Source organism: Pseudomonas sp. AC247, from assembly GCF_979258015.1.
This window is the reverse complement of record NZ_OZ409829.1, coordinates 1777433-1803299: the sequence shown is the minus strand read 5'-3', so window position 1 is coordinate 1803299 and position 25867 is coordinate 1777433. Positions and strand designations below refer to the sequence as shown.

Genomic DNA, 25867 nt, shown 5'->3' with positions numbered 1-25867 from the left:
ATGTTGCTGTTAAAACACAAGATCAAAAGATCGCAGCCTCGTTTCACTCGACAGCTCCTACAGTAATCATCCATCGCGGTTTTGGCGCAGCACCACGGCGAATCATCCATCGCGGTTTTGGCGCAGCACCAGGGCGAACAATTCGCCGTGTCCGGTGACATTGAGCTTGTGGTACAGATTGCGCCGATGGACTTTGACCGTCTCCGGCGAAATGCCCATTTGCTGGGCAATCGCTTTGCTGGAGAAGCCCTGCAAAATCAACCGCGCGGTGTCGACCTCGCGCACGGTCAGGCGCGCTTCAAAGCGATCGAGCAAGGTCGCCAGATCCCCCACCACTGCTTCAGCGGCTGGCCCTTGCGGCGGCAGCAGTTGCACGTGTCGATGCATCGCTGCCAGCACCCAATCGCGCACGCACAAGAGCCGGCCCTGCTCGCTCGCGCTGAACGTCGTCGAGCGCCCCAGTGACAGGCCGAGCACGCCCGCCTCGACATTGATGATGAACTGCAATTCGTCTTCGCCCACCACCGAGCGAAAGTAACTCTGGTAGTACTCGCTGTGCAGGAACTGATCCGGCGCCACCGACGCCAGGCTGTGCAAACCATCGGCAATGCCGGTGGTCGCGGTTTGATAGAACGGATCGAGCAGGTACATGCCTGCGGTGTAACCGGCCAGTTCTTCCTGGTCGTCCGGGCGGCCCTTGCTGTCGAAGTCGATCAACAATTGCGGCGCCTGCCCCGCCGTCATCACCGCAACCAGTGCGTTGTCCAGCGGCACCAGCAGCCGCAGGGTGTCGACCAATGCGCGCCAGAAAGCATCCTGCCCGACGCTGGCAAATACCCGCGCCAGACTTTGATGCACCGGCAACTCCTGCAACAACGCGTCCACGCTCTACCCCTTTTGTATAACCCATGAAGGGAATGGGTCAGGCGCAGTCGGCCCGGTAGGCTGACCACTGTTGTTCATCACCGGCGACGCGCCAGCAGAGCCGCATCATGCGGGGGCGGTGTGGGGATATCAACCGGTGCCTGAGCTTGGTTCAGCATTTGCAAATACCGCCTGACCCTGTGGGAGCTGGCTTGCCAGCGATGGCGTCTGTTCAGCCGATACATCCGTCGGGTGAAGCACCGTCATCGCTGGCAAGCCAGCTCCCACAGGGTTGGCGATCGGCCCAATATTTTTAGAGAGACAGATATCGATGAAACCTCGCGCCCGTGACCTGAATATCCGTATCGGCCAGATGCACCCCGGCCCGCTCAACGCCATCACCGATGTGCCGGGCATCCGCGTCGGCCACAGCAATGTGCGCGGTCGCAGCAGCGCCGGGCGCGACATCTGCACCGGCGTCACGCTGATCGAGCCGCGCCCGGGTTCGACCAGCCAGCAACCGTGCTTTGCCGGGGTGCATGTGCTCAACGGCAACGGTGATGCCACCGGGCTTGAGTGGATTCGCGAGGCCGGATTGCTGACCAGCCCGATCGCGTTTACCAACACCCACAGCCTCGGCGTGGTGCGTGATGCGCTGATTGTGCTGGACCGTGAGCAGCAACCGGACGATGGCCGTCTCTACTGGAACATGCCGGTGGTGCTGGAAACTTACGACGGGCTGATCAACGACATCAACGGTTTTCACGTCAAGCCTGAACACGTCGCCGAAGCCATGCGCAACGCGGTCGCCGGCCCGGTACAGGAAGGCGCGGTAGGCGGTGGCAGCGGCATGATCTGCCATGAATTCAAGGGTGGCATCGGCACAGCATCGCGACGTTTGAGCAGTGCTCAGGGCGGCTGGACGGTGGGCGCGATCGTGCAAGCCAACCACGGCATTCGCAGTGAATTGCGGGTCGACGGTTACCCGGTCGGCCGCTACATGGAACAGGTGGATTCACCGTTCCTGCGCGCCTCGTTGCCGCATCCGGGCATGGGTTCGATTGTGGTCTGCCTGGCCACCGATGCACCGCTGCTGCCCCATCAATGCACGCGACTGGCGCAACGCGCCAGCCTCGGTCTGGCGCGCACCGGCGGCGGTAACGAGGATCACAGCGGCGACATCTTCATCGCCTTCGCCACCGGCAATGATCACGTTCCGCCGGCCGCGTATGAAGGCAAAGGCGCGTCGACCTGCGAGGGTTTGCGCATGGTCAATAACGACCACATCAGCGAGCTGTTTCTGGCCGCCACTGAAGCGGTTGAAGAGGCAATCATCAACGCGCTGCTCGCCAGCGAAAGCACCGCCGGCAATGGCCATGCTGTACCGGGGCTGGATGCGCAAACCCTGCTCGCCGCCCTCGACAAGGCCGGCTGGCCCGGCGCCCGCTAACCCCACACCTCCCCGGTAGGAGCTGACGAGTGAAACGAGGCTGCGATCTTTTGATCTTTGGAAACAAGAGCAACAGATCGCAGCCTGCGGCAGCTCCTACAGGAACGGCGTCAACCCCACACCTCCCCGGTAGGAGCTGACGAGTGAAACGAGGCTGCGATCTGTTGATCTTTGGAAACAAGAGCAACAGATCGCAGCCTTCGGCAGCTCCTACAGGGGTTAGGTGACGAGTTGTACGCGACAATCATTGCAATGGTCGAAAGAGCCGCCGCCTCACGGGCTCTACTTCGTCTCCGCCAAAGCGTTTTCAGGCTGTTTTTTGCCCTCGTAAATCAGCAGTCAGGCAGTGATTCATCGCGAATCGAGCGCCATGCCGCTTGCGCCAGCAACTCGCGATACGCCGTCGGGCTGCCCTTCACCCTGCCGGCCAGCCAGGCCCGGCAATAGCTGTCGGCCTGACCGATGATCAGCGACGGCAACAACTCGGCGGGCAACGCCTTGAGTTCGGCGGCGCGTCCGGATTCGGCCAGCCAGTCACGCAGGCGCAAATTGCGCGTCTTGTTGCGCTCGGCCAACTCCTCCTTGAACGGTCCCTTGGTCACGGCGAACCGCGCGTGGTACTGGAACCGTGCCCATTGCGGCTGCTGCTCGACCCAATCGAGGTAACTGAACACCAGCGCCTGAACGCCTTCTTCGGTAGTTTTTGCCGCGTCGAGGTAGGCGTCGCGCAGACGCGCCTGATCGTCCAGCGCGGTAAAGAACAGCGCCGCGACCAGACCTTCCTTGTTGCCGAAATGGTGGTAGATCGCCCCGACGCTGGTGCCACATTCGGCACGAATCATGTCGATGGTGGTGGCTTCGATCCCCTGCTCGTTGAACAGGCTTAGCGCCTTGCGAAAGATATCGCGCTTGAGTTCGGCGCGGCGTCCGGGGTAGCTGCGTTCCAGTAAATCGGCGGTTTCCATGCGGCTTGCGACCCGAAATCAACGAAGGGAAAAGGCACATCGTGCCCAATGCGAAAACGTGCATAGGTTGACAGAATTCCTCTGAACAGAATACCGTTCCGTTACAGAACATTATTCTGTAACGGAACATAATTCCGCAAATCACGCTCAGCGATGGATCTCCATGAGTCAGTTTCTCAGCATGTTCAACAGCGCAGGTCCGCAAGCTTTCAGCCAGATGGCCTGCCAGGTAGCGCCGTATTTCAGCACCATCAATCCGCTGGTGACGGAACTGCGAGCGAATGCGGCAACCGTGCAAGTGCCCTTTTGTCGCGAAATCACCAACCACCTCGGCACCGTCCATGCGATTGCCATGTGCAACGCCGCAGAACTGGCTGCCGGGATGATGACTGACGTGTCGATTCCGCCCGGCGCGCGCTGGATTCCCAAAGGCATGACCGTGGAGTATCTGGCCAAGGCGAAAACCGATGTCACAGCGCTAGCCACTGGCGAGGGCGTGGATTGGCAAAGCGCGGGCGACAAAATCGTCAATGTGGACATTCACGATACCGAGGGCAAAAAAGTGTTCACCGCGCGGATCACCATGAACGTCAAACTCGGCTGAATGGCGGGTACAAAAAAGCCCTTGCTGCGGGATTCCCGGCAAGGGCTTTTTTGCCGAAGTAGTATCAGTGCACCGTCAGGCGCTGGCGGACAAATTCTTCGGTATGTCGGGTGGTCTGGTCGAGATGGCGGTCGCGCTGTTTCTCCGCGTCGAGCATCGCCCGTTTGCTGTTTTTCTGCAGCAGGTAGGTGTGAATCTGCTGCACTTCCAATGATCGGTAAATCGGTGTGGTATCGATAAAACCGCGCAGGCCGTTGCTGCGGTAATGGCGGGTACTCATCAGCACTTGCGTCTCGCGCTGACCGATCACTTCAAAACCCAACGCTTCGAAGTACGGGACTTTGCCAACGGTGCAGGCCAGTTCGGCATGCGGATAACGCCCGACCATTTCGCCAATCATTGCCCGCGCCACACCTTGGCGCCGATGCCCTTCGCGCACCGCCATGTAAGCGACGCTGCACGCCTCCCAATCGCCCTGCACCGGCAGGTACAAGAGAAAGCCGATGACCTGTTCCGGATCGTCATCATCGGTGGCCACCAACAACTCCACCTCAGTGCCCTTCCCGCCGTTCAACGCCTCCAGATACAGATGCACCTCATAGCCGACCGCATACTGATAGACGTTGTACAGCAGATTGCTCGGGCCAAGACCGACCGCGCTGATATCAGTCAGGTAGTCGACAACCATCTGCAGAATCTGGCTGTTGACGCCCTCGGGGCATGGGGTTTTGTAGTGGGTGATACGTGGCATGACGAGCGACTCCGGCAAAAAACGCCCCATCATACCCTGTCCCGATACCCCCCTGTAGGAGCTGCCGAAGGCTGCGATCTTTTGATCTTGTCTTTTGAAAACAACGTCAAAAGATCGCAGCCTTCGGCAGCTCCTACATTGAGGAGAATTTCATCTGCCGGAAGCGGGATCTTTCGCCGATTCAGCGTCCATTTTTCAAGCTGCGTTCCTATTCCTCGCAGGCCTTGAGGAGTTCTGGGCGTCACTGCTGTGGCGCCACCACCTTGAACTTGATGGCGATGTCTTTCGACACCACGGTGTCCGCCCACTCCCCTGCGCCGAGGCCAAACTCGTCGCGCTTGAGCAGCAGTTCACCGTCGAAAATGCCGATGTCGCGGTCTGGTTTCAATTCCACCGGCACCTCCACCTCGCGGGTGATGCCCTTGAGGGTGAGCTGGCCGGCGATCAGGTAGCGGTGCTCGGCGACTTGGGTGAAACGGCTCGACTCAAACACTGCGACAGGGAATTTAGCCGTGTCGAACCATGCCGGTTTGACCAGTTCAGTGTTGGCGTCTTCGCTGCCGGCATCAATGCTATTAAGGTCGATGTGCAGGGTGGTGTGGGCGCTGGCGAGGTTGTCGGTGTCGAAGTCCAGCGTCGCTTCGAACTTGCCGAAGGTGCCGTACATCCGCGAGCCCATCTGGTTGTAGGTGAAACTGATCTGGCTCGCCGTGGTGTTGACCCGGTTGTATTCGACGGCCTGCGCGGCAGGGATGGCGCACAGCACACACGCGCCGGCCAGCAGCATTCGGATCGACATGGGATTCTCCGGGCGAAGCCAGCCATCAAGGGTCTCGATTGACTTAAGCAAACATCCGCCGGTTGCGCCAGTCGCTGACACTGCATCGATTCACGCCCCATGTAGGAGCTGCCGCAGGCTGCGATCTTTTGATCTTGTTTTGCAAAAGCAACATCAAAAGATCGCAGCCTGCGGCAGCTCCTACAGGGATCAGACCAGGCGTTCGATTTTCTGGTGTTGCCAGACGAGTTTGTAATACAGCGTCTGCAGCACCAGCATCGCCAGATACGCAACGGGAAACGCCATCCACACACCCTGCAAGCCATACTGGCTGTCCAGCCAATACGCCGCCGGCAACTGCACGCCCACCACGCAAATAATCGCGATGACCACCGGCACCAACACCGTGCCGCTGGCGCGCATGATCCCGCCAATAATTGCCTGGAAGCCGAACACCAACAGGCTCCACAACATGATGTGCAGCAGATGTTCCGCCATCGCCCGGGTCGAATCCTCGGTCAGGAATAACCCCAGCAGCCAGTGCGACAACAGGTAACCGAGCACGATCAAACCGCCAGTCAGACAGACGTTGATCCACAGCCCGGTGCGCAGAATCGGCCCCATGCGCTCCAACCGCCCTGCCCCGATCGCCTGCGCGCCAAGGATCGACGCGGTGATCGCAATCGACAGCGCCGGAAACTGCACGTAGTTGACGATCTGCGTCACTGCGCCGTAGGCCGCTGTCGCTTGTGAGCCATGCTGGTTGACCAGCGCCAGAATCACCAGCTCCGACAGCGACAGCACAATCATCTGCACCCCGGTTGGCAAGCCGATGCGCAGCACCTTGCCGAGAATCGCCCCGTCCAGTTTCAGGGCCGCGAAAAACTCGCGGTCCGGCGCCAACGGATGGCCCTTGCGAATCAACCGCCATGACAGCCACGCCATCGCCGACAGCGTGCCCGCCAGCCCGGCATACGCTGCGCTCTGAATGCCCATCTGCGGCAAACCGAACCAGCCGCGAATCAACGCCGGCGTCAGCGCCAGCCCGACACACGTCGACACCACCAGTGCGAGCAACGGCGACAACGTATCGCTGACCCCGCGCAACAACTGGGTGAACAGCACAAACACCAACATCGCCGGCAGTATCCACATCATCACGTGCGCATACGCCACGGCATCTTCCAGCACATCCGCCGGCGTCCCCAGACCGGTCAATGCCTGACGCGCAAACACACTGCCGAGCACGGCCGCCACCAGCCCGATCAACACCCCCAACAACAACGTCGCCCCGGCAATGGCTTTGACCATGTGCGGCTCCCGCGCGCCCCACGCCTGACCAATCAACACCCCGGCCCCCGCCCCGAGGCCGATCACCAGGGCAATGAAAAAGAACACGATAGGGAACATCCCCGACACCGCCGCCAACGCCTGAGTGCCAAGCATCTGACCAATGTAAATGCTGTTCACCGTGCCCGACATCGATTGCAGGAAGTTGGACAGCACCATAGGGGCCAGGAACAGCAGGTAGGTATGCCAGAGGGGTTTGGTGGTGCTGGGGGTTTGCATTGACTGGAGGTCCATCTCGACGGCGGAAGGGCTGATTGAGGATAGCTTCGGTGAGTTGGCGGCGCGGTGCAATTAACATTTCACATCCGCATTTATTGTCAGTAGCCGGCTGTGGTACACAGCCACCCATCCATGTTTTTTTAAGAGGCTCTGTTCATGCTCCGCTTGCCAACTTTACTGCCCTGCACGTTCCTCGTTTTATTCGCTGCGACTGTGCAAGCCGCCCCGTCCACACCACCCGAGTCCTTGAAACCATTGCTGGAAACCCTGAACGAACGGCTGAACATCGGCGACCTCGTTGCGTTGACCAAATGGGACAGTGGCAAGCCGATTCAGGACAGCCCTCGGGAGGCGCAAGTTATCGCCAATGCCCGCACGCTGGCGACGCAGTACACGCTGGACCCGGAAGAGGTGGCGCAGTTGATCGACGCGCAAATGGAGGCCAATAAACTGGTGCAGTACGGGTTGCTTGCGCAATGGCAGGCGGCGGGGGCGGCGCCGGACACGCCGCGTCCGGACTTGGGCCAGCAGATTCGGCCACGGCTGGATGAGTTGCAGAGCCGACTGCTGCAGCAGTACGCGGCGTTTGCGGCGCATCGACGGGATGCGGATTGTCCGGTCTGGCTGGCGACGGCGCGCAGTGGGGTGGCGGTGGATCGGTTGCATGAGCTGGCGTTGGTGCGGGCTACGGGGGAGTTGTGTGTTCGGGCGGCGCGTTGAGGCTGGGGCAAGATCAAAAGATCGCAGCCTGCGGCAGCTCCTACCGGGTTTGGCCACGGCGGGAGAAACAGTGGAGAACGTGGGGGCGGTTAAACATCATTGCGGTCGATGGTCACCATCACGGCAATGAAGTTCTCATAAAAAATCCTCGGCGTAACATCGGCTCCAGACAAACCCATACCCCCGGAGCACACGATCATGAAACGCCAAGCCCTTCTCAGCATCGCCTTCTCGGTTTTCGCCATTAACGCTTTTGCCGCCACCCCGACGCACACTCTGGTCGCCGAAGGCGGCTCGGACCGGTTGATTGAAAGTCGCGTGGCTGAAGGTGGCTCGGATCGTCTGATCGAACGCCGCGTTGCCGAAGGTGGTTCGGATCGTCTGATCGAACGCCGTGTTGCTGAAGGTGGTTCGGATCGTCTGATCGAACGCCGCGTTGCCGAAGGTGGCTCGGATCATCTGATCGAACGCCGCGTTGCCGAAGGTGGTTCGGATCGTCTGATCGAACGCCGCGTTGCCGAAGGTGGCTCGGATCGTCTGATCGAACGCCGTGTAGCATGAGTCTGTGGCGTCACCGCTGCCCCAATAAAAAGCCCGGCCTGATCAGTCGGGCTTTTTGCTGGTTGCCGGCGCTTATTGCGCGGTTTTCAGCTTGACCACGTCACCGGAGATTTTGGTGGTGTAGCCGGTCAGGACCCATGCCCAGAACCAGTTTTCCTGGACTTGGGTGTTGATCATTGCGTCGCCGCCCTTGGCTTTGATCGCGGCGGTCTGGGCGCGGACGAAGCGGCTGTTCTGCTGGATCGGGATGACGCCGAACAGCAGCAGGCCGGTGGCGGTGGCTTCGCTGTGGCCAAGCACGGTGTATTGGCTGCTGTCGTATTGTTGGGTGTTCATCGGGGTGCCGGTGCAACCTGCCAGAACCACACCGAACAGTGCGGCGGCGACTACTTTGCTGAGGTATTTCACTGCAAAACTCCATGGGGAAACGCCCGGGATCCATCTCTCGGGCGGCGCACACTTTACCCAAGCAGCTGGCTCATTGGTATCAACCTCGACAAGTTTCATCAAGCGCTTTACTGGCCAGCGATTGACGATGTCGCCTACCATGGCGCCACGCCAATAAGGACAGCCATCGCCCATGCTCAAAGCCAGTCTGCGAAGCCATCTCACCCTGTGGTTTGCCGGTTTGTCCTTGCTCACGCTGCTCAGCGTGGGTTTCTACGTCGGCCATATCGCCACCGAACAGATGAAGCAGGCCAGCGGCAATGCGTTGTTGAACACTGCGCGGTCGGCTGCCTCTTTGCTGGGGGAACAACTGCGCGAACGGCAGCTGGAGGTCTATCTGCTCAGTCGGGCGCCGCATCTGGAGCGTGGCGACCTGGACAATCCGGCGATATTGAAATCAATGCAACTGCGCACTCAGGCCCGCAATGAATACGCCTGGATGGGCGTGACCGATGCCGAAGGCACCGTCCACCAAGCGGTCAACGGTTTGCTGGTCGGTCAATCGGTGCAGCAGCGCCCGTGGTTTCAGGCCGGGTTGCGCGGTGAATATACCGGTGATCCGCATGAAGCCGTGCTGCTGGCGAAGTTGCTGCCAAGCACGCCGAATGGCGAGCCGCTGCGGTTCATCGATTTTGCTGCGCCGATCCACAACGCCGACGGTCAGGTGATTGGTGTGCTGGGCGCGCACGCGCACTGGAGCTGGGTCACGCGCATCGTCGAGTCGGCGGCGTTTTCGCACAAAAATTCGGCGCCGGATATCGAAGCACTGATCATCGATCACGACGGCAAGGTGTTGTATCCCGAAGCGCTGATGGGCCAGCAACTGGCGACGAATGATGCAAAGTCGCCAGGCTGGTCGGTGGGTGACGGTTACCTGACGAGCATGGTGACCGTGCCGACGCCATCCAGCACCGCGCTGACCTGGTCGATTGCGGTTCGCCAGCCACTGGAAACCGCCCTGCAGCCGGCGCGTCTGCTGCTGTACAAATTGCTCATGCTAGGGGTGTTCGCCGCAGTGCTGTTCGGGTTGGTGGCGTATTACCTGGCGCTGTACTTGAGCCGTCCCATCGAACAGCTCGCACGCTCGGCCAAACAGGTGCAGGACAACCAGCCCGGCGCGCACTTCCCGCTCCAGCATCCGGTGCGCGAAATCGCACAGTTGGGGCAATCAATCGATGCAATGACGCAATCGCTGCTCGGCAAGGAACGCGAACTGCAGGAAGCCAATGCCTCGCTGGAGGCCACGGTGGCGCAACGCACCGCCGACCTGATGCAAGCCAATGCCGAGCTGCTCAGCCTGGCCACACACGATGCGTTGACCGGCGTTTACAACCGTCGCCGCTTCGACGAAAAGATCACCGAATACAGCCTGCTGTCGCGACGCACCGGGCGCCCGTTCGCGCTGTTGCTGATCGATGCCGATTACTTCAAGCGCATCAATGACACACACGGCCATGCGGTCGGCGATGAGGTGCTCAAACAACTGGCGCAGTTGATTCAGACCAGCCTGCGCACCACCGATTTTGTCGCGCGTTACGGCGGTGAAGAGTTCGCCGTGCTGCTCCCGGAAATCGCCCAGCCCGACACCCCTGAAGTGGTCGCCGAGAAGATCCGCGCAGCCGTCGCTGACGCAGAGTTTGCCACCGTCGGCCAGGTCACGGTGAGCATCGGCGTAGGCCTGGCCGATCCGGCAGACAACAGCCCCACCGCCCTGATCAAACGCGCCGATCAACAGCTGTATCAGGCAAAAGCGGCCGGGCGCAACCAAGTCGCCTGCCACGACACCCCCAAAACCACCACCCCCCTGTAGGAGCTGCCGCAGGCTGCGATCTTTTGATCTTGATGGTAAAAAACCAGAGCAAAAGATCGCAGCCTGCGGCAACTCCTACAGGGGGACGTGTAGCAAAGGTCAGGTGTTGGTTTTCAGCTTGGTCCACAAGCGTGTCGACAGTCGGGCGATCGCCGCCGGCAGTTCTTCCACGGTGAACAGTTTTTCCATCACGCTTTTCGGCGGATAAATCGCCGTATCCTGCTGCACGTCCGCGTTGAGAAATTCATCCGCCGCACCGTTCGGGTTGGCGTAGTGAATGCTGTTGCTGATGTTGGCGATCACCTTCGGCTCAAGCAGGTAATTCATGTAGGCGTAGGCGTTCTTCTCGTGCGGCGCGCTTTTCGGCATGACCATCATGTCGAACCACAGTGTCGTGCCCTCGTCCGGGATCGAGTAAGCGATGTCGATACCATTCTTCGCTTCCTTCGCGCTCGCAGCGGCCTGGACGATGTCGCCGTTGAAACCGATCACCGCGCAGACGTTACCGTTGGCCAGATCGCTGATGTATTTCGAGGCGTGGAAATACTGGATATACGGGCGGATCTTCAACAGCGCCTGCTCGGCCTTTTTATAATCCGCCGGCTCATGGCTGTGCGGCGGCAGGCCCAGGTAGTTGAGGGTGATCGGCAGCACCTGCGTCGGGTTGTCGATGATGGCGACGCCGCACTGGCTGAGCTTCTTGATAGTGTCTTCGTCGAAGAACATTTTCCACGAGCGGGTGACGTCGGTGTTGCCGAAAATCGCCTTGATCTTCTCGACGTTATAACCAATGCCCGCAGTGCCCCACATGTACGGGTAGCCGTACTGATTGCCCGGGTCGTTGACCTCAAGCTTGTGCAGCAACACCGGATCGAGATTCTTCCAGTTCGGCAGCTGTGACTTGTCGAGCTTCTGAATCGCGCCAGCCTTGATCAGCCGCGACAGAAAGTGGTTCGACGGGCTGACCACGTCATAACCGGTGTTGCCGGTCATCAACTTCGACTCCAGCACTTCATTGCTGTCATGGATGTCGTAGGTGGTCTTGATGCCGGTCGCCTGAGTGAAATTGGCCAGGGTGTCCGGGGCGATGTAGCTGTTCCAGTTGGAGATGTTCACGGTTTCGTCGGCGTAAACCGACGCCGAGCCGGCCGCGAGCACGACCGCCAGGGAAAGTGGATGGATGCGCATGTTCTGTCACCTGAGTTGAGTGGCTTTTGTTCTTGTGCGGAATGCGAAATTTCAGATTTCTGTTCTGGCCCTGACCGCCTCCACGCGCATGCGAAGCATGGCACCGATATCAAAAAAGGGGCGCGGTGGCAGCCAGCCGGGCTCGGCCCGCTGCATCACCGATTGCAACAGCGGCGAGTCAACGCCCGAGGCCAGTTCGGCGAGCAGCCGCCCCCACAAGGATCCGCGCGCAACGCCGGAACCGTTGCAGCCAGCAACGGCGAAAACGCCCTCCTCGACCCGATCAAAAAACGCCTGGCCACTGCGCGTCGCACTCAGGTGGCCGGTCCAGGTGTACTGGATGTCCTGCTCGCCGAGGAACGGAAAGCGCCGTTGCAACCCCCGAACGTGATGCGCGCGACGGATCGCCAGTTCGCTGTGGCAAAGGTCGCGCGTACGGTATTCGGCGGTGTTGCGGATCATCACGCGCCGATCGGGCGTCAGCCGCACCGTCGCCCCCAGTGGCCGGGTCGACAGCACGCCCCACGGCTCGACGGCGCCGATGGCCTGAAACTCTTGATCGGTAAGCGGTCGGGTCAGGCTGGCGCTGAGTTCCATGGGGAAAGTCGAGCTGTCGGCGATTCCGACCCGAGGAATGAATGCATTGAGGCAGACCAGCACCTGCCGGGCCTCGATGCTGCCCGCCACGCCGTGGGCGCGCAGCCGGCCCTGACTCAGGCGCTCGAGACCGCTGATGTCGGTGTTTTCGTAAACGGTGATATTGCCCGGCAAGGCGTTGAGCAAGCCTTTGACGTACTTCGCCGGTTGCAGCAGCGCGTTGCCGTTGCCGCAGCGGATCGCGGCCTGGTAGTGCCGGGTGCCCAACTGCTGCGTCAGTGCCGCGCCTTGCACAAACTCCGCTCGCGCACCGAGCGCGCGCAGTGTCGCCAGTTTGGCGTCGACCTGATCGAGCTTGGCCCGGTCGCTCACGGCGAAGTAGTAACCGCTGTCGCGAAAGTCGCAGTCGATGGCATGCCGGGCAATTCGCTGGCGCACTTCTGCGCTGGCCGTGCGCGAAATCATCGTGTCGACTTCAAACCCGGCAAAGCCCGGCGTGCCGATCAATTCGCTGTGCGCCGGATGCTCGTGGGCCACGACAAATCCCGAGTTGCGCGCCGAGGCGCCTTGCGCCGCACGCTGGCGATCGACCACGACAATGCGGGCCTGCGGGTGCAGCTCGGCGAGTGTATGCGCGGCGCTGAGCCCGGTAATCCCGCCACCGATTACCAGCCAGTCGGCCTTTTGCGCGCCACTCAGGCGACCGCGTTCCGGCGAACTCCCGGCCTGCGCGATCCAGCCACATACGTTTTCCATGCTTCACCTCATCGACTGTCGTTCTGCGCCTTGCTTCTGCCCGTCGAGCATGCGTGAACCGCATGCACCACTTGAGAAGATCGTCGCCAAAGCTAGAATCTATTAGGTCTTGGCCTGACCGACCAACGCTATAAAATCATCGAGCCATTCTGAAAACGCATGGATAAAATTCGTCACGCCCCTTCCTTGCAAGCCCTGCAAGCGCTGGTCGAAGTTGCCCGCTGTGGCAGCTTCACCTCGGCTGCGCAAAAGCTGTGTCTGACCCAAAGCGCGATAAGCCGACAGATCCAGCAACTGGAAAGCCACTTCAAGGTCGCGCTGTTCATCCGCACCAGCCGCAGCTTGCGCCTGACGCCGGAGGGCGAGCAGGTGTTGGCCAGCGCCCGCAGCATCCTCGAACAATTGCAAACCCTCGAAGAACGTCTCGCCCCACAAAAGCGCCCCTTCCGCATCCGCCTGCATGTGTCGCTGGCGGTGCGCTGGCTGCTGCCCAGGCTCAGCGACTTTTACCTGCGCCACCCCGAGGTGTCGCTGGCGATTGAAACCGTTGCCACTGAAGTGGTTGAGCCGGCGAGCGACAGCGATGCCTACATTGTTTATCTGCCGCAGCCGAGCAGCGCTATCGATTGCCTGACGCTGTTCGAGGAAACGCTGGTGCCGGTGTGTTCACCCAACCTCGCGCACGCACCGCGCTCGATCGACGAGTTGCAGCGCTTTGCGTTGCTGCACCGCTCGGCCGATCGCCAGGCATGGATCGAATGGCTGGCGGCCAATGAGGGCAAACCGCTGGAGGATTACCGGCACATTCCGTTCAACCTCGATGAGCTGGCACTGGATGCGGCGGCGCGAGGATTGGGTGTGGCCGTGACGGACATGACGCTGGCGGCGGAGTCGATCGAGCGCGGGGTATTGGTGGTGCCGTTTGGCGAGCCTTTGAAGACCGGCGGGGTTTATTCGCTGTGCCCGCAGCCTTCAGCGGCCTCGCATCCGGCGTTTGCCGGGGTCATGCAATGGTTTGCCGATCAGGTCGAACACGCGGCAGATTGATGCGTGCAATGCGAGGCCCTGCGCCGGTCGAAACTTCAGCTATCTTTTCTGCGGTTCACCCTCTCCGGGTGGGCCCCCAAGTAAGGATGCTTTATGAACCAAGCCCGCCCTCGTCAGGGCCTGTTTGCCCTGACATTTGCCGCCGCCCTGACCGCCAGCGCTTTGCTCGCAACGCCGCTTTACGCCAGCGAAACCAGCACCATCAGTAACGTTGCCGGCCCCGTCGCCGGCACCAGGGTCACCGAACCCTATGTGCGCATGATGGCGCGCGAGGCGTACTTCTGGGGTTGGCCGATGGCCAATATTTTCAACCGTCGCCAGGCATTCAAGGACCTTCCCGAGCCGGGCTTGATGGGCGGAATTGTGCCGGTGGCGCCGATCAATCGACTGGCAATGCTCAGCGACTACATCGACCCGGCCGAGCGCCTCGTGGCTTGCCCGAATCAGGATGTGGTCTACGGTGCGGGCAGCATTGCTCTGGATCTCGAGCCGGTGGTGCTGCAGGTGCCCGATTTCGGCAGCCGCTTCTGGGTCTACCAAGTGGTGGATCTGCGCTCCGACAGTTTTGCCGAACTCGGCAAAATGTATGACACCCAACCCGGTTTCTACTTGCTGGCAGGCCCGGACTGGAAGGGCGAGGTGCCGGCCGGCATCAACAAAGTCTTCCGCGCACGCACAAACACCGGTTTTGTCATTCCCCGCGTCTTTCAGGACGACAGCGCCGCTGACCGCTCCGCGATTCAGGCTTCGCTGTCCGGCGTCGACATGTATCCGCTGTCGCAATACGACGGCAAGGTCAAACATCGCGACTGGGCAAAGTTGCCGAAATTCCCGGCACAGGCGGCTGGCAGTGGTGAGACCAAATGGGTGATGCCGGAAAAGTTCTTCGATGAACTGCCAGCCCTGCTCAACGACGCCAAACCGCTGCCGGGCGAGGAAGCACGCTACGCGCAAATGGCCGCACTCAGCGCGATTGCCAAAGCCGATCCGCAGCTCAAGGCAGCGATGATCGACGAAGCTAAAAAGGCCGACAGTGAGGTGATCGATCCACTGCTGCAATTTCGCAACTACGGCCTGCCCTTACCTGATCACTGGAGCACCGTCAGCAATGGCGCCGCCTTCGGCACGGACTACTTCAGCCGAACCGCCGTGGCGCGATCAAACATTTTCGTCAACCAACAGAAAGAGACCAAGTACTTCTATCAGGATCTCGACAAGTCCGGCACTCGCCTCAATGGCCAGAATGGCTACAGCGTGACCTTCGCCAAAGGTCAGCTGCCACCGGTCAAGGGTTTCTGGTCGCTGACGCTGTACAACGAACAGCACTTCTTCTCGCCGAACGCGCTCAAGCGCTACTCGATCGGCACCAAGAACAAGGCGCTGCAAGCCAACGCCGACGGCTCACTGACGATCTACGTGCAAAGCGATTCGCCGGGCAAGGACAAGGAAAGCAACTGGCTGCCCGCCCCCAAGGGCGCCGATTTCTCCTTGTACATCCGCGCGTACTGGCCAGAAGCGGCAGCACTGAACGGGCAATGGGTGCCACCTGCCGTTGTGAAAAACAACTGACCTGAACAAGGATGTCGCATGAACAGTATTATCAAGGCTCTGAGCCTGGCCGCCTCGATCAGCCTCAGCGCGCAAGCCGCCACGCATTATCAGCAACTGGCTGAGCTGCCTTTCGCCGGGGGTTATCCGACCCTTGAGGGCGTCGCCCGACTGAAGAATGAACTGCTGTTCCAGCGCGCCGTGCAATCGTACATCTGGGCGCTGCCGGCACTGAACATGTACGCCATGAAAGAGGGTTCGGAAAAAGCCTTCGGTGCCGGGTACAACGTATTGCCGATCTGGAAGGATCGGCTCAACGCCAAGACCCGCGTGACCACGCCCAACTCCGATGTGATCTACGCCATGGGCTATCTGGACCTGAAGCAGGACGGGCCGATGGTGATCGAAGTGCCACCGGGTTTGCAGGGCATTCTCGACGATTTTTTCCAACGGCCGATCTGCTCCGAAGGCCACATCGAGGGGCGCCAATGGTGCGGTGACGTCGGCCTGCCGGGGCCAGACAAAGGCAAAGGGGCGAAATATCTGGTGCTGCCGCCGGACTACAAGGGTGACGTGCCAACCGGCTATCTGACCTATCGTTCACGCACCTATGGCGTGTTCGTATTCTGGCGCGGCTTCTTCAAGGATCCGCAACAGCTTGAGGCGCCGGTCACGGTCATGGAGCAGACGCGCATCTATCCGTTGGGCAAACAGGCCAGCGCCAAAGCAATGCAGTTTCCCAATGCTTCGAAAACCCCGGTCAACATGCTTTACCCCACCGACGGCAGCGCGTTCGACATGCTTGCGCGGTTTATCGATCACGAATACGTCGACCCGCAGGACATGGAGATGCGCGGCATGCTCGCGGCGCTGGGCATCATCAAGGGTCAGCCGTTCCACCCGGACGCGGCGACCCGCGAACTGCTCGACAGCGCGGCGAAAACCGCGAGCAAGATCGGCCACGCCATCTCTTACACGCCACAAACCATCGTCGCCAACGGCACCTGGTACCCGGATCGCAAGTGGCTGAACGTGTTCCCCGGCAATGCAACCTTCACAGCCGACACCTTCAACTACATCGATCCACGGACAGGCTTCTTCACCAACGCCTATTCGGCCAGCCCGGGCATGGCGGTGAACATGGAAAACGTCGGCGCCAAATACCCGGCCACGTTCGTCGATGCGCAAGGCGAGTTTCTCTCCGGCAGCAACCACTACACGTTCAACCTGCCCAAAGGCATTCCGGCGGCGTTGTTCTGGTCGGTCACCGCGTATGACTCGATCACGGCGTCTGGTCTGGACAACGGCCAGCCGTTCCCGTCGCTGAACACCATGGACAAACCCGTGACCAATGCCGACGGTTCGATTGACGTGCACTTCGGTCCGCAATCACCGGGCGCCGGCAAGAACTGGATCAAAACCCTGCCGGGGCAAGGTTTCTTTGTGATCCTGCGCTTGTACGGGCCGACCAAGGCGTTCTTCGACAAGGCGTGGAAACCGGGCGATTTGCACCAGCAATAAACCGGTGAGCGCTGCTGCAGCGCTGCGATCTGTTGATGTTGTTTTTACAGGCAAGATCAACAGATCGCAGCCTTCGGCAGCGCCTACAGGGATTACTTGAAGGTTTGCAGGTAGGCCAGCAGGTTGTCGAGTTTCTCTTCGTCGCTCAGGCCCCAGAAGATCATCCGCGTGCCTGGCACCACACCTTTCGGGTCTTTCAGGTACGCCCTTAACGTTTCATCGTCCCAGGTCACGCCCGAGTTTTTCATCGCATCGGAATACACGTAGTTGGCCGATGTCCCGGCAGGTCGGCCGACAATGCCGTTGAGTTGCGGGCCGAAGCCCGGACGCGCCGACTCGCCAACCTGATGGCAGCCACCGCACAGACGCGGGAAGATTTTTGCCCCGGCCTCGGGGTCGCCTGCGGCCTGAGCAGTGGTGGTGAACAGACCTGCACCGAGGATCAGGGCGAGGATCAATGAAGCGCGGTTTTTCATCTGGATTTCCGGATCGGCATAATTCGGGCGGCGCAAGGGTAGCACTTTGTGGCGAGGAGGCTTGCGCCCTCCCCCAAGGATCGGGTTTTACAGGTAGGCGCCGATGACCTTTCTGACCGTGATCAACGCCTCGCGCAAAACCTCCAGGCTCACCGAACCCAATGCCAGACGAATCGCGTGCGGCACATGCGTCGACACCGAGAACGGTTCGGCGGTGGTGACGGAAATCTGTTCGTGCATCAACTCCACGACAATCTGATCGGCGCGTACGTCTTCCGGCAGCGGCAACCAGAGGAAATACGAAGCCGGATGGGTTATGTACGGCAGGCCCTTCAACATCTCGGCTGCCAAGGCTTGCCGCGCCTGTGCGTCACAGCGCTTTTGTTGCTCAAGCACGGCGACCGTGCCGTCATCGAGCCAGCCACACGCAATCGCGGTCATGATCCCGGGGGTGTTCCAGGTCGTGGCGCGGATGATGCGCTCCAGCGCCGGCACCGTCTGCGCCGGCGCCGCGATGAACCCGACACGCAAACCGGTGGCGATGTTTTTCGACAGGCCGCAAACGTACACCGTGCGCTCCGGCGCCATCTCCACCAGCGGGCGGGGTGGGTTTTGCACCAGAAACGCGTAGGCCGCGTCTTCGATGATCGTCAGGTCATGCCGACGGGCAATCGCCACCAATTGCTCGCGCTGCTCCAGCGGCATCACCCAGCCCAGCGGATTGTGCAGCGTCGGCATGCTGTACACAGCGCGCACCGAACGGCTGCGGCAGAGCTTTTCGAGGGCGGCGAGATCTGGCCCGTGCTCACTGACCGGGATCGCCACCACTTCCAGATGCAGCGCTTCGGCCAACACTTTGAAGCCGGAATAGGTCAGCGCGTCCGCCGCAATCACATCGCCCGGTTTGAGCAGCGCCATCAGCGTCACGGCCAGGCCTTGCTGGGCGCCGTTGACGATCAGCACTTGCTCGGACTCGACGTTTACACCGCGTGCCGACAGATGCCGCGCCACCGAAGCGCGCTCGTGGCTGCGCCCGGCGTGGGGCTGATAACGCAACAAGGCTTCGAGATCACCGGACAAGGCTAATTGGCGCAAGGCCGTGCGCAGCAGATCCGCCTGACCGGGCAGCGACGGATAGTTGAAATTGAGGTCGATCATGCCGACGGCCACGTCTTTCTGGTCAATGCCCTGCCCTGGTGACAACGACGTTTCGCGCACAAACGTGCCGCGCCCGGTTTCGCCGCTGACCAGCCCCATTGCCTCAAGCTCCGCGTAGACGCGGGTCGCCGTGACCAATGCGAGGCCTGCTTGCACCGCCAGTTGTCGATGCGTCGGCAGCCGCGTGCCGGGGGCCAGGCGCCCGGAACGGATGTCCGCCGCATACGTATCAACGATGGTCTTGTAGCGAGAGCGCGGCATGCCGGGATGTATCCATGACAATTTTTTGATTGTGCTGATTCTCGATCATAGGATTCACCCAAGGCAACCCCACTTTTGAGCGCGACCCGACATGGAACGAACCTCGAACCTGAGCAACCCGGCCTTGGAAAAAACCAGCGGCTGGATCAACGGCTTTATCGGCGTAGTCATTTTCAGCGGTTCACTGCCCGCCACACGGCTGGCGGTGCTGGAGTTCGATCCGGTGTTTCTCACCGTTGTACGCGCCGCCATTGCCGGGGTGTTGGCACTGGCCTTGTTGTGGCTGTTTCGTGAACGACGGCCGGCGCGCAATCAGTGGCTGTCACTGTTCATTGTGGCGATGGGCGTGGTGCTCGGTTTTCCGTTGCTGACCGCATTGGCGCTGCAACACGTGACGTCGGCGCATTCGATTGTGTTTGTCGGATTGCTGCCACTGGCCACGGCGATTTTCGGAGTGCTGCGCGGCGGTGAGCGGCCGCGCCCGGTGTTCTGGATTTTCTCGATTCTGGGCAGTGCGCTGGTCGTGGGTTTTGCGCTGTCACAAGGGTTGACCGCTTCACCCACCGGCGATCTGCTGATGCTCGCTGCCATCGTCGCCTGCGGCCTCGGTTACGCCGAAGGCGCCAAACTGTCGCGAACCCTCGGTGGCTGGCAGGTGATCTGCTGGGCGTTGGTGCTGTCGTTGCCGCTGATGGCGTTGCTGAGTCTGTGGCTGGCGCCCGCCTCGTTCAGCCAGGTCAGCCTGTCGGCGTGGCTGTGCCTGGCGTATGTCTCGCTGTTCAGCATGCTGATCGGCTTTGTGTTCTGGTATCGCGGCCTGGCGCAAGGTGGCATCGCCGCCGTCGGTCAGTTGCAGTTGTTGCAACCGTTTTTCGGTTTGGCGCTGGCGGCGACGCTGCTGCACGAACACGTCAGCGTCGGCATGCTGGCGGTGACCCTGGGGGTGATTCTGTGTGTGGCGGGGGCGAAGAAATTTTCCCATTAGTAAAGAAAAATCGGGTCCTTTCAAGGTTGCTCTCCTAGACTCAAGGTCTATATTTCAATCGTTATTAACTCGCATCTCTTTATCCACGGACCTTTCCAGGCTGTACGCGCAAGGAGCAATGGAATGAGCAGAACATTCATTGATTGCAAATCCGAAGTGAAAAACCGGGGACGCGCCCCGGATCCGTTTCTGAACGAACTCATTGATTGGGCGCTGACAGCGCAAGAGGAGATATTTGAAGAAAACGCTAACCACGACATCTACTCGAATATTTCTCAAACGCTCGGTCCCTTTGTCGATCTCAAGCAACGCAAGGCCGCCATGCTTGAAGCGCTTCGCGTATTGGGCGGGTTCGAAAGCAGTTGGCGTTGGACCGAGGGACGAGACACAACAAATCCCGACTCGAACCTTCCGTGTACAGAAGAGGCCGGAATTTTCCAATGTTCCGGTAACTCAATGAAATTCGATCCCAGCTTGCGTCAACTGTTGCTCGACACGGCAGGTGACAGCAGTTGCGAGCAATTTATCAGCACGACAAAAACCAATCATCGTTTTGCGATCGAGTATTGCGCCCGTCTTCTGAGATATACCGTTGACCATCATGGGCCAGTCAAACACAACAAAATCAACCCGTACTTGAGCAAGGCTGCGATGCAGGAGTTTCTGAGTTTCCTCGCGTAAACCTGCCCACAAACCAAATCACTAAAAAGATTCGACACATTCCTCCAGTTTGGCTTTCAGCTCATCGAAGCTGGCTTCTGCCAGCTGTCGTTGACTGAATTCAACAACCGCCACTGCCCTGTCGTACGCTTCCATCAGCTTAATTTGTTGAGCTGTGGCTCGCCCCGAAACTTGCGCGCGTTGCATAGCATTGCTAGTTGCTGCTCCCTTGAGAGACCTTTCTGTCGCCCGGGCCTGGTCGACTTTTTGCTGTTTGTCCAGCGTTTGCGTTTCACTTTGGCGGGTTCTGGCGAGGGCAGCTTTCAGCGCATCTACATCAGGGGCTGCTAATTTCACATCCCATTGAGCGTCGAACAATTTGGCGCGAGCCTTATTAATAATCAGGTTAACTTCCGAGACCTGGTTACTTGATAAAGCCGATGCGGAATTGACGCGAGTTCTGAGGCAAAGCATCACTTTACTCGCCCTGAAATAGTTGACCGATTGAACCTCAAATTGATAACGCTGCGAATAAATCGACGAGCCTGCAGCCAATCCGGCTCCACCATATATCGCACCTGACTTGTCAAACAAACCACCGAGCACTCCGACGACAGCACCTAAAGCGGTTGCATCCCCCGAACCATAGGATTGCCGTTTGAAGTTGATGGCCGTGTTTCTATAGCTGTCCTCATATAGCTCAAGGTTGCGCATCAAGCCCTGATAGTCGAGGGCGGGGTCCAAACCACCATCCAGCTTGTCCGGCAGCGTGTCCAGAAAGTGTTTAATGCCGGTGGAATCTATATAAGCAACTTTCTGGGAAGGCTCCTTTACCGGCAACGGATAATTCATGCACCCTGCACTGGTGAACAGAAAGAAGAGTGAAATCAAACTAATCCGCAGCACGTTTCTGGATCGCATTCCTTTGCACTCAGGTCAGTGGTCTCCACCGCAGACTAGCCGATTGCCACTACCTGTCAAAGTTGCTACCGCTGCTGCTGATTTTTTGGCCAGATTACACTTGCCTGCCTATTTGACGGTGCCTCATCACGTGCTGTCTTTATCAAGCGAGCCAGCCTTCCACTCGCGCGGACTGAGCCCGGTCTTGCGGCGAAAAGCACGGGCCAGCGCCGACGGGCTTTCATAGCCGACCTCGGCGGCAATCAGCGCAATTGGCCGGCCCTCGCGCAAGCGCTTTTGCGCGAGGCTGACCCGCCAGCTCAGCAGATAATCGGCCGGCGTCTGCCCGACCACACGGCGAAACTGCTCGGCAAAACTGGCGCGGGAAAGATTGGCGGCCATCGCCAGCTCGGCGACGCTCCACGGTTTTTGCGGTTGTTCATGCATCAGCGTCAAGGCACGGGACAAACGCGGATCGGCCAGCCCGGCGATCATTCCCGGTTGTTGTTCGCGGCTGCTGATCAGGTGACGCAGGAGCAGAATCACCAGCAACTCGAACAGCCGATCCATCACGGCGAAACGCCCGCAGTGACTGTCGAACGCCTCCTGGAACAGCCATTCCACGGTGCTGCCGAGCTGGGGAATATCAGTGAGTTTGAGCACGAGGTAATCCGGCAGCGCCGCCGCCAGCGCATTGCCCGCACCGCCGTCGAACGTCAGCGTTGCGCAGACCACTTGCGTGGCCATGGCGTCGTCGGCAGACATTCGATGGGCAAAAGGTCGGGGGAAGAAAATCAATGACGGCTCATCAAGGCGAATCTCGCGCTCATTGCCCGGTTTGAGCAACAACGCCCCGGCCTGCAATAAATGCACATGCCCGTTCGGCTCGCCATCATGAACACTGACGCCACAGAACGTGCCGCTGTGAAAGGTGCCGGCATTCACACCGAAATGGCTGAGCAAGGTTGAAAGGCGATCCATGGACGACTCCGCAGGACAACTCTGGACGATCTGTTGCATATCCTCGACGATTTGCAGCCAATGCACCAGCTGCGCTGCCTAACATGGCTTCCATTCCCGGCGCACATCGCACCGGACACCTGGAGCATCAGCATGAGCCGCATCAACACCATCAGCCTCGACACCGCCACCGACGCCACCCGCACTGTGCTCGACGGCGTGAAGAAAAAAATCGGCTTTTTGCCGAACCTGTTTGCGACGCTGGCCAACGCGCCGGTCGCCCTCGATACTTACGTACAAGCCTCGGCCATCCTCGGCAAAAGCTCGCTGAGCGCCCAGGAAAAAGAAGCGGTGTACCTCGCCACTTCGCAAGTCAACGGCTGCGACTATTGCCTGGCTGCACACACCCTGTTCGGCGGCAAGGCCGGGCTGTCGCCGCAGGACATTCTTGCGGCACGACAGGGCGAATTGAATGCCTACGCCACCCTCGCCTATCAACTGACGGAAAGCCGCGGGCACTTGAACGATGAACAAATCGCCGCCGCCCGCGCCGCCGGCATCGATGACCGCAAGATCATCGAAGTGATTGCCGTGGTAGCGGTGCAGACCTTGACCAACTACCTGAACAACGTGGCACTCACCGATATCGATTTCCCGGCAAGCGACGCCTGATCAGCATTTGCTCCTGCTGCGTTGTGTAGCGGACTTGGATTTTTGAGATGAAAAGCCAGGGTCGCTGCGCAACCCAACGGGGATAAATCCCCTCGCCACAAATGTGCAGTCTGACGCATCGTGCGTGGTGCGCAGATTCCTCCCTCCCAACAAAAAACCTGATGCAAAAAAAACACACTGCCCCCCCTGTGGCGAGGGGATTTATCCCCGATGGACTGCGCAGCAGTCCCCCACTTTCAAAGCCAGAACAAGCCCCCCCCGAAACACCCCGTCACCGGCAAATCCCCTCACCACAAAATGTTTTGTCCGACGCATCGTGCAATGATGTACAAGGCCCTGCTTCGCCAACAGGCAGGTGCGCTGAACCCGACAGCGCGCACCAGGGTCTTTCATCAGATACTGACGTCAGGAAAGCCACGCCCCCTATGACAGACTGGTTGCAAAATAACAGCGAGATGGCCGAGCTGATTCGACGGCACGACTGGACGAATACCCCGCTCGGCCCGTTGGAGCAATGGCCCGATGTGCTCAAGACCACCGTCTCGCTCAGTCTCGGCTCGCACTTTCCTCAGGCCATCGTCTGGGGGCCTGAGCTGATCACCCTGTACAACGACGCCTTCATGCCGATCCTCGGCGACAAGCCGCTCGCGTTGGGGCGGCCGTTCAGTCATATCTGGCAAGAAGCCTGGCGCGAAATCAGTCCCATCGCCACGGCGGCATACGCCGGCCAGGCGACTTACATCGAAAATTTTCCGCTGGTCGTCGAGCGCGGCAATGGCCCGGAACAGGCCTATTTCACTTTCTGCTACAGCCCGATTCGCGACCCGCAGGGCACGGTCGTCGGCCTGCTCGACACCGTCACCGAAACCACCCAGACGGTGTTTCTCAACCAGCGCCTGGCGGTGCTCGACGCCCTCGGCAACGCCGTCGCCAATGCTACTGAAGCACCAGCGATTCTCGCCGCGAGCACGCGGTTGATGGTCGAGCAATTGCACTTGTCCAACTGCGCGTACGCCGACATGGATGCCGATGAAGACGGCTTCACCATTCGCGGCGACTGGGCCGCGCCGGGCTCGCCGAGCATCGTCGGCCATTACCAGTTGCGCGACTTCGGCGAGAAGGCGGTGACTCTGCTGCGGGCCGGCAAACCGCTGATCATCCACGACAACCGCGCCGAATTGCCACCGCAAGAATCGGCGACATTTCAGGACATCGGCATTACCGCGACCATTTGTGTGCCGTTGATCAAACAAGGTCGGCTGACCGCTTTGATGGCCATTCACGACAAAGTCGCACGGGCCTGGTCGCCCTTTGAACAGGCGTTGTTGAGCGAAGTGACCGAGCGCTGCTGGGCGCACATCGAACGCGTGCGCGCCGACGCCGATGTGCGCGCGGGCCTGACGGCATTGGCGGAGTTGAACGCCACACTGGAGCAACGTGTCGAGGAGCGCAGCGTGCGCCTCGCTCACGCCGAGTCGGCATTGCGCCAGTCGCAAAAGCTCGAAGCCATCGGCCAGCTCACTGGCGGCGTCGCCCACGACTTCAACAACCTGCTGACGATCATTCGCTCATCGGTGGACTTTTTACGCTTGCCCAACCTGTCGGAAGAACGTCGCCAACGCTACATGCGCGCGATGTCGGACACGGTCGAGCGTGCCGCCAAACTCACCAGTCAGTTGCTCGCCTTCGCCCGGCGCCAGCCGTTGAACCCACAGATTATCGATGCCGGTGAGCGTCTGGCGAACATCGGCGAGATGCTCGAATCCGTCACCGGGGCGCAGATCCATGTCAGCGTCGAACTGCCCGATCAACCCTGCTACATCCACGTCGACCTGAGCCAGTTCGAAACGGCGCTGATCAACATCGCGTTGAATGCCCGTGATGCGATGGAGGGCCAGGGTTTACTCAAACTGCGTCTGCAAGGTGATCTGCCATTGCCAGTGATTCGCGGCCATGCGGGGTCGCAGAGTGCGTTTGTGGCGATCACGCTGACCGACAACGGCTCGGGGATCGACGCGAAAACCCTCGAGCATATTTTCGAGCCGTTCTTCACCACCAAGGCTGTCGGCAAAGGCACCGGCCTGGGACTCTCACAGGTGTTCGGGTTTGCCAAACAGTCGGGCGGCAACGTCGATGTGTCCAGCGTGCCAGGCCAGGGCACGGTCTTCGCCTTGTACCTGCCGCAAGTGGAAAGCGCGGCGGCGCGGGCATCGACCGAACTGGCAGACCCGGGCGAAGCGCCACCGGTGCACGCCAAACGCCGGGTGCTGGTGGTCGAGGACAATCTGGACGTCGGCCGCTTTGCCAATCAGATCCTTCAGGATCTGGGTTACGAAACAGCTTGGGCGACCAACGCCGAGCAAGCCCTGCAACTGGCCGGAACGGACGCGATGGCGTTCGACGCGGTGTTTTCCGATGTGGTCATGCCGGGCATCAGCGGCATTGCGCTGGCCCGGGAGCTGCGCCGCCGACGCGCGGATCTGCCGGTGATCCTCACGTCGGGTTACAGCGAGGAGTTGGCGCGCAGCGGTTACGACGGTTTCGAATTTCTCGCCAAACCGTATTCGGCCGAGCAGGTCTCGCGCATTCTTGCCAGGACCTGGGGCTGATCGACGCAGG

24 protein-coding genes are annotated in these 25867 nt (G+C 60.2%); 12 read left to right on the top strand and 12 right to left on the bottom strand.

What is annotated here, in order from left to right; translation table 11 throughout:
- Positions 1-102 precede the first annotated feature (102 nt).
- Positions 103-885: a helix-turn-helix transcriptional regulator gene (locus tag ACZZ0B_RS08310; RefSeq protein WP_440095513.1), complete on the bottom strand. Its 783-nt coding sequence runs from the start codon at positions 883-885 to the stop codon at positions 103-105.
- A 310-nt stretch (positions 886-1195) separates the two neighbouring features.
- Here ACZZ0B_RS08310 and ACZZ0B_RS08305 point away from each other — a divergent pair, with 310 nt between their 5' ends.
- Entirely contained in the window at positions 1196-2314 is a 1119-nt protein-coding gene (locus ACZZ0B_RS08305) for a DmpA family aminopeptidase (RefSeq protein ID WP_463544833.1), read from the top strand.
- 332 nt (positions 2315-2646) lie between these two features.
- Here ACZZ0B_RS08305 and ACZZ0B_RS08300 read toward each other — a convergent pair whose 3' ends face one another.
- Positions 2647-3279, bottom strand: coding sequence for a TetR/AcrR family transcriptional regulator (locus ACZZ0B_RS08300; RefSeq protein ID WP_463544832.1), 633 nt, complete (start codon positions 3277-3279; stop codon positions 2647-2649).
- Between the two features lie 163 nt (positions 3280-3442).
- Between ACZZ0B_RS08300 and ACZZ0B_RS08295 the strand changes: the two genes are divergently transcribed.
- Complete coding sequence (locus ACZZ0B_RS08295) at positions 3443-3883, top strand: hotdog fold domain-containing protein (protein WP_008083085.1); 441 nt, start codon at positions 3443-3445, stop codon at positions 3881-3883.
- 64 nt (positions 3884-3947) lie between these two features.
- Here ACZZ0B_RS08295 and ACZZ0B_RS08290 read toward each other — a convergent pair whose 3' ends face one another.
- From ACZZ0B_RS08290 to ACZZ0B_RS08280, 3 genes are all read right to left on the bottom strand, one after another.
- On the bottom strand, positions 3948-4634 hold the full coding sequence (locus tag ACZZ0B_RS08290; protein ID WP_463544831.1) for a GNAT family N-acetyltransferase: 687 nt from the start codon (positions 4632-4634) through the stop codon (positions 3948-3950).
- Positions 4635-4875: 241 nt separating this feature from the next.
- On the bottom strand, positions 4876-5433 hold the full coding sequence (locus ACZZ0B_RS08285) for a YceI family protein (RefSeq protein WP_463544830.1): 558 nt from the start codon (positions 5431-5433) through the stop codon (positions 4876-4878).
- 189 nt (positions 5434-5622) lie between these two features.
- Entirely contained in the window at positions 5623-6981 is a 1359-nt protein-coding gene (locus ACZZ0B_RS08280) for an MATE family efflux transporter (protein WP_440095507.1), read from the bottom strand.
- A gap of 156 nt (positions 6982-7137) precedes the next feature.
- Here ACZZ0B_RS08280 and ACZZ0B_RS08275 point away from each other — a divergent pair, with 156 nt between their 5' ends.
- Complete coding sequence (locus tag ACZZ0B_RS08275; RefSeq protein ID WP_463544829.1) at positions 7138-7701, top strand: chorismate mutase; 564 nt, start codon at positions 7138-7140, stop codon at positions 7699-7701.
- A gap of 198 nt (positions 7702-7899) precedes the next feature.
- Complete coding sequence (locus ACZZ0B_RS08270) at positions 7900-8262, top strand: hypothetical protein (protein ID WP_463544828.1); 363 nt, start codon at positions 7900-7902, stop codon at positions 8260-8262.
- A 72-nt stretch (positions 8263-8334) separates the two neighbouring features.
- On the opposite strand, the gene ACZZ0B_RS08265 is transcribed toward ACZZ0B_RS08270, so the two are convergent.
- Positions 8335-8670, bottom strand: coding sequence for a hypothetical protein (locus tag ACZZ0B_RS08265; RefSeq protein WP_008078105.1), 336 nt, complete (start codon positions 8668-8670; stop codon positions 8335-8337).
- A 172-nt stretch (positions 8671-8842) separates the two neighbouring features.
- On the opposite strand from ACZZ0B_RS08265, the gene ACZZ0B_RS08260 reads away from it, so the two are divergent.
- Positions 8843-10519, top strand: coding sequence for a sensor domain-containing diguanylate cyclase (locus ACZZ0B_RS08260; protein ID WP_463544827.1), 1677 nt, complete (start codon positions 8843-8845; stop codon positions 10517-10519).
- A 99-nt stretch (positions 10520-10618) separates the two neighbouring features.
- Here ACZZ0B_RS08260 and ACZZ0B_RS08255 read toward each other — a convergent pair whose 3' ends face one another.
- A complete protein-coding gene (locus ACZZ0B_RS08255) occupies positions 10619-11707 on the bottom strand; it encodes a polyamine ABC transporter substrate-binding protein (RefSeq protein ID WP_440095500.1) in 1089 nt (362 codons plus the stop codon).
- 51 nt (positions 11708-11758) lie between these two features.
- Positions 11759-13060, bottom strand: coding sequence for an NAD(P)/FAD-dependent oxidoreductase (locus ACZZ0B_RS08250; protein WP_463544826.1), 1302 nt, complete (start codon positions 13058-13060; stop codon positions 11759-11761).
- A gap of 159 nt (positions 13061-13219) precedes the next feature.
- Here ACZZ0B_RS08250 and ACZZ0B_RS08245 point away from each other — a divergent pair, with 159 nt between their 5' ends.
- From ACZZ0B_RS08245 to ACZZ0B_RS08235, 3 genes are all read left to right on the top strand, one after another.
- Positions 13220-14107 (top strand): LysR substrate-binding domain-containing protein, encoded by an 888-nt coding sequence (locus ACZZ0B_RS08245; RefSeq protein ID WP_463544825.1) that lies wholly within the window; start codon positions 13220-13222, stop codon positions 14105-14107.
- 93 nt (positions 14108-14200) lie between these two features.
- Positions 14201-15676: a DUF1254 domain-containing protein gene (locus tag ACZZ0B_RS08240; protein WP_463544824.1), complete on the top strand. Its 1476-nt coding sequence runs from the start codon at positions 14201-14203 to the stop codon at positions 15674-15676.
- An 18-nt stretch (positions 15677-15694) separates the two neighbouring features.
- On the top strand, positions 15695-17176 hold the full coding sequence (locus ACZZ0B_RS08235; protein ID WP_463544823.1) for a DUF1254 domain-containing protein: 1482 nt from the start codon (positions 15695-15697) through the stop codon (positions 17174-17176).
- A gap of 92 nt (positions 17177-17268) precedes the next feature.
- On the opposite strand, the gene ACZZ0B_RS08230 is transcribed toward ACZZ0B_RS08235, so the two are convergent.
- Both ACZZ0B_RS08230 and ACZZ0B_RS08225 read right to left on the bottom strand, forming a co-directional pair.
- Positions 17269-17652, bottom strand: coding sequence for a c-type cytochrome (locus tag ACZZ0B_RS08230; protein WP_008086835.1), 384 nt, complete (start codon positions 17650-17652; stop codon positions 17269-17271).
- A gap of 87 nt (positions 17653-17739) precedes the next feature.
- Entirely contained in the window at positions 17740-19071 is a 1332-nt protein-coding gene (locus tag ACZZ0B_RS08225) for an aminotransferase-like domain-containing protein (RefSeq protein ID WP_463544822.1), read from the bottom strand.
- 91 nt (positions 19072-19162) lie between these two features.
- Between ACZZ0B_RS08225 and ACZZ0B_RS08220 the strand changes: the two genes are divergently transcribed.
- A complete protein-coding gene (locus tag ACZZ0B_RS08220) occupies positions 19163-20056 on the top strand; it encodes a DMT family transporter (RefSeq protein WP_463544821.1) in 894 nt (297 codons plus the stop codon).
- A gap of 123 nt (positions 20057-20179) precedes the next feature.
- Complete coding sequence (locus ACZZ0B_RS08215) at positions 20180-20737, top strand: hypothetical protein (protein ID WP_463544820.1); 558 nt, start codon at positions 20180-20182, stop codon at positions 20735-20737.
- Between the two features lie 21 nt (positions 20738-20758).
- Here the strand turns inward: ACZZ0B_RS08215 and ACZZ0B_RS08210 are convergent, their stop codons facing one another.
- The gene (locus tag ACZZ0B_RS08210; protein ID WP_463544819.1) at positions 20759-21568 is read right to left on the bottom strand and encodes a hypothetical protein; all 810 of its coding nucleotides are present in this window, start codon (positions 21566-21568) and stop codon (positions 20759-20761) included.
- Between the two features lie 195 nt (positions 21569-21763).
- Positions 21764-22597 carry a cupin domain-containing protein gene (locus tag ACZZ0B_RS08205; RefSeq protein ID WP_463544818.1) on the bottom strand — a complete coding sequence of 278 codons (834 nt, stop codon included), beginning with the start codon at positions 22595-22597 and terminating at the stop codon, positions 21764-21766.
- 132 nt (positions 22598-22729) lie between these two features.
- Between ACZZ0B_RS08205 and ACZZ0B_RS08200 the strand changes: the two genes are divergently transcribed.
- Both ACZZ0B_RS08200 and ACZZ0B_RS08195 read left to right on the top strand, forming a co-directional pair.
- Positions 22730-23248, top strand: a complete 519-nt coding sequence (locus ACZZ0B_RS08200; protein WP_008086843.1) for a carboxymuconolactone decarboxylase family protein — start codon at positions 22730-22732, stop codon at positions 23246-23248.
- A 425-nt stretch (positions 23249-23673) separates the two neighbouring features.
- Positions 23674-25857 (top strand): GAF domain-containing hybrid sensor histidine kinase/response regulator, encoded by a 2184-nt coding sequence (locus tag ACZZ0B_RS08195; protein WP_463544817.1) that lies wholly within the window; start codon positions 23674-23676, stop codon positions 25855-25857.
- The last annotated feature ends 10 nt before the right edge of the window (positions 25858-25867 follow it).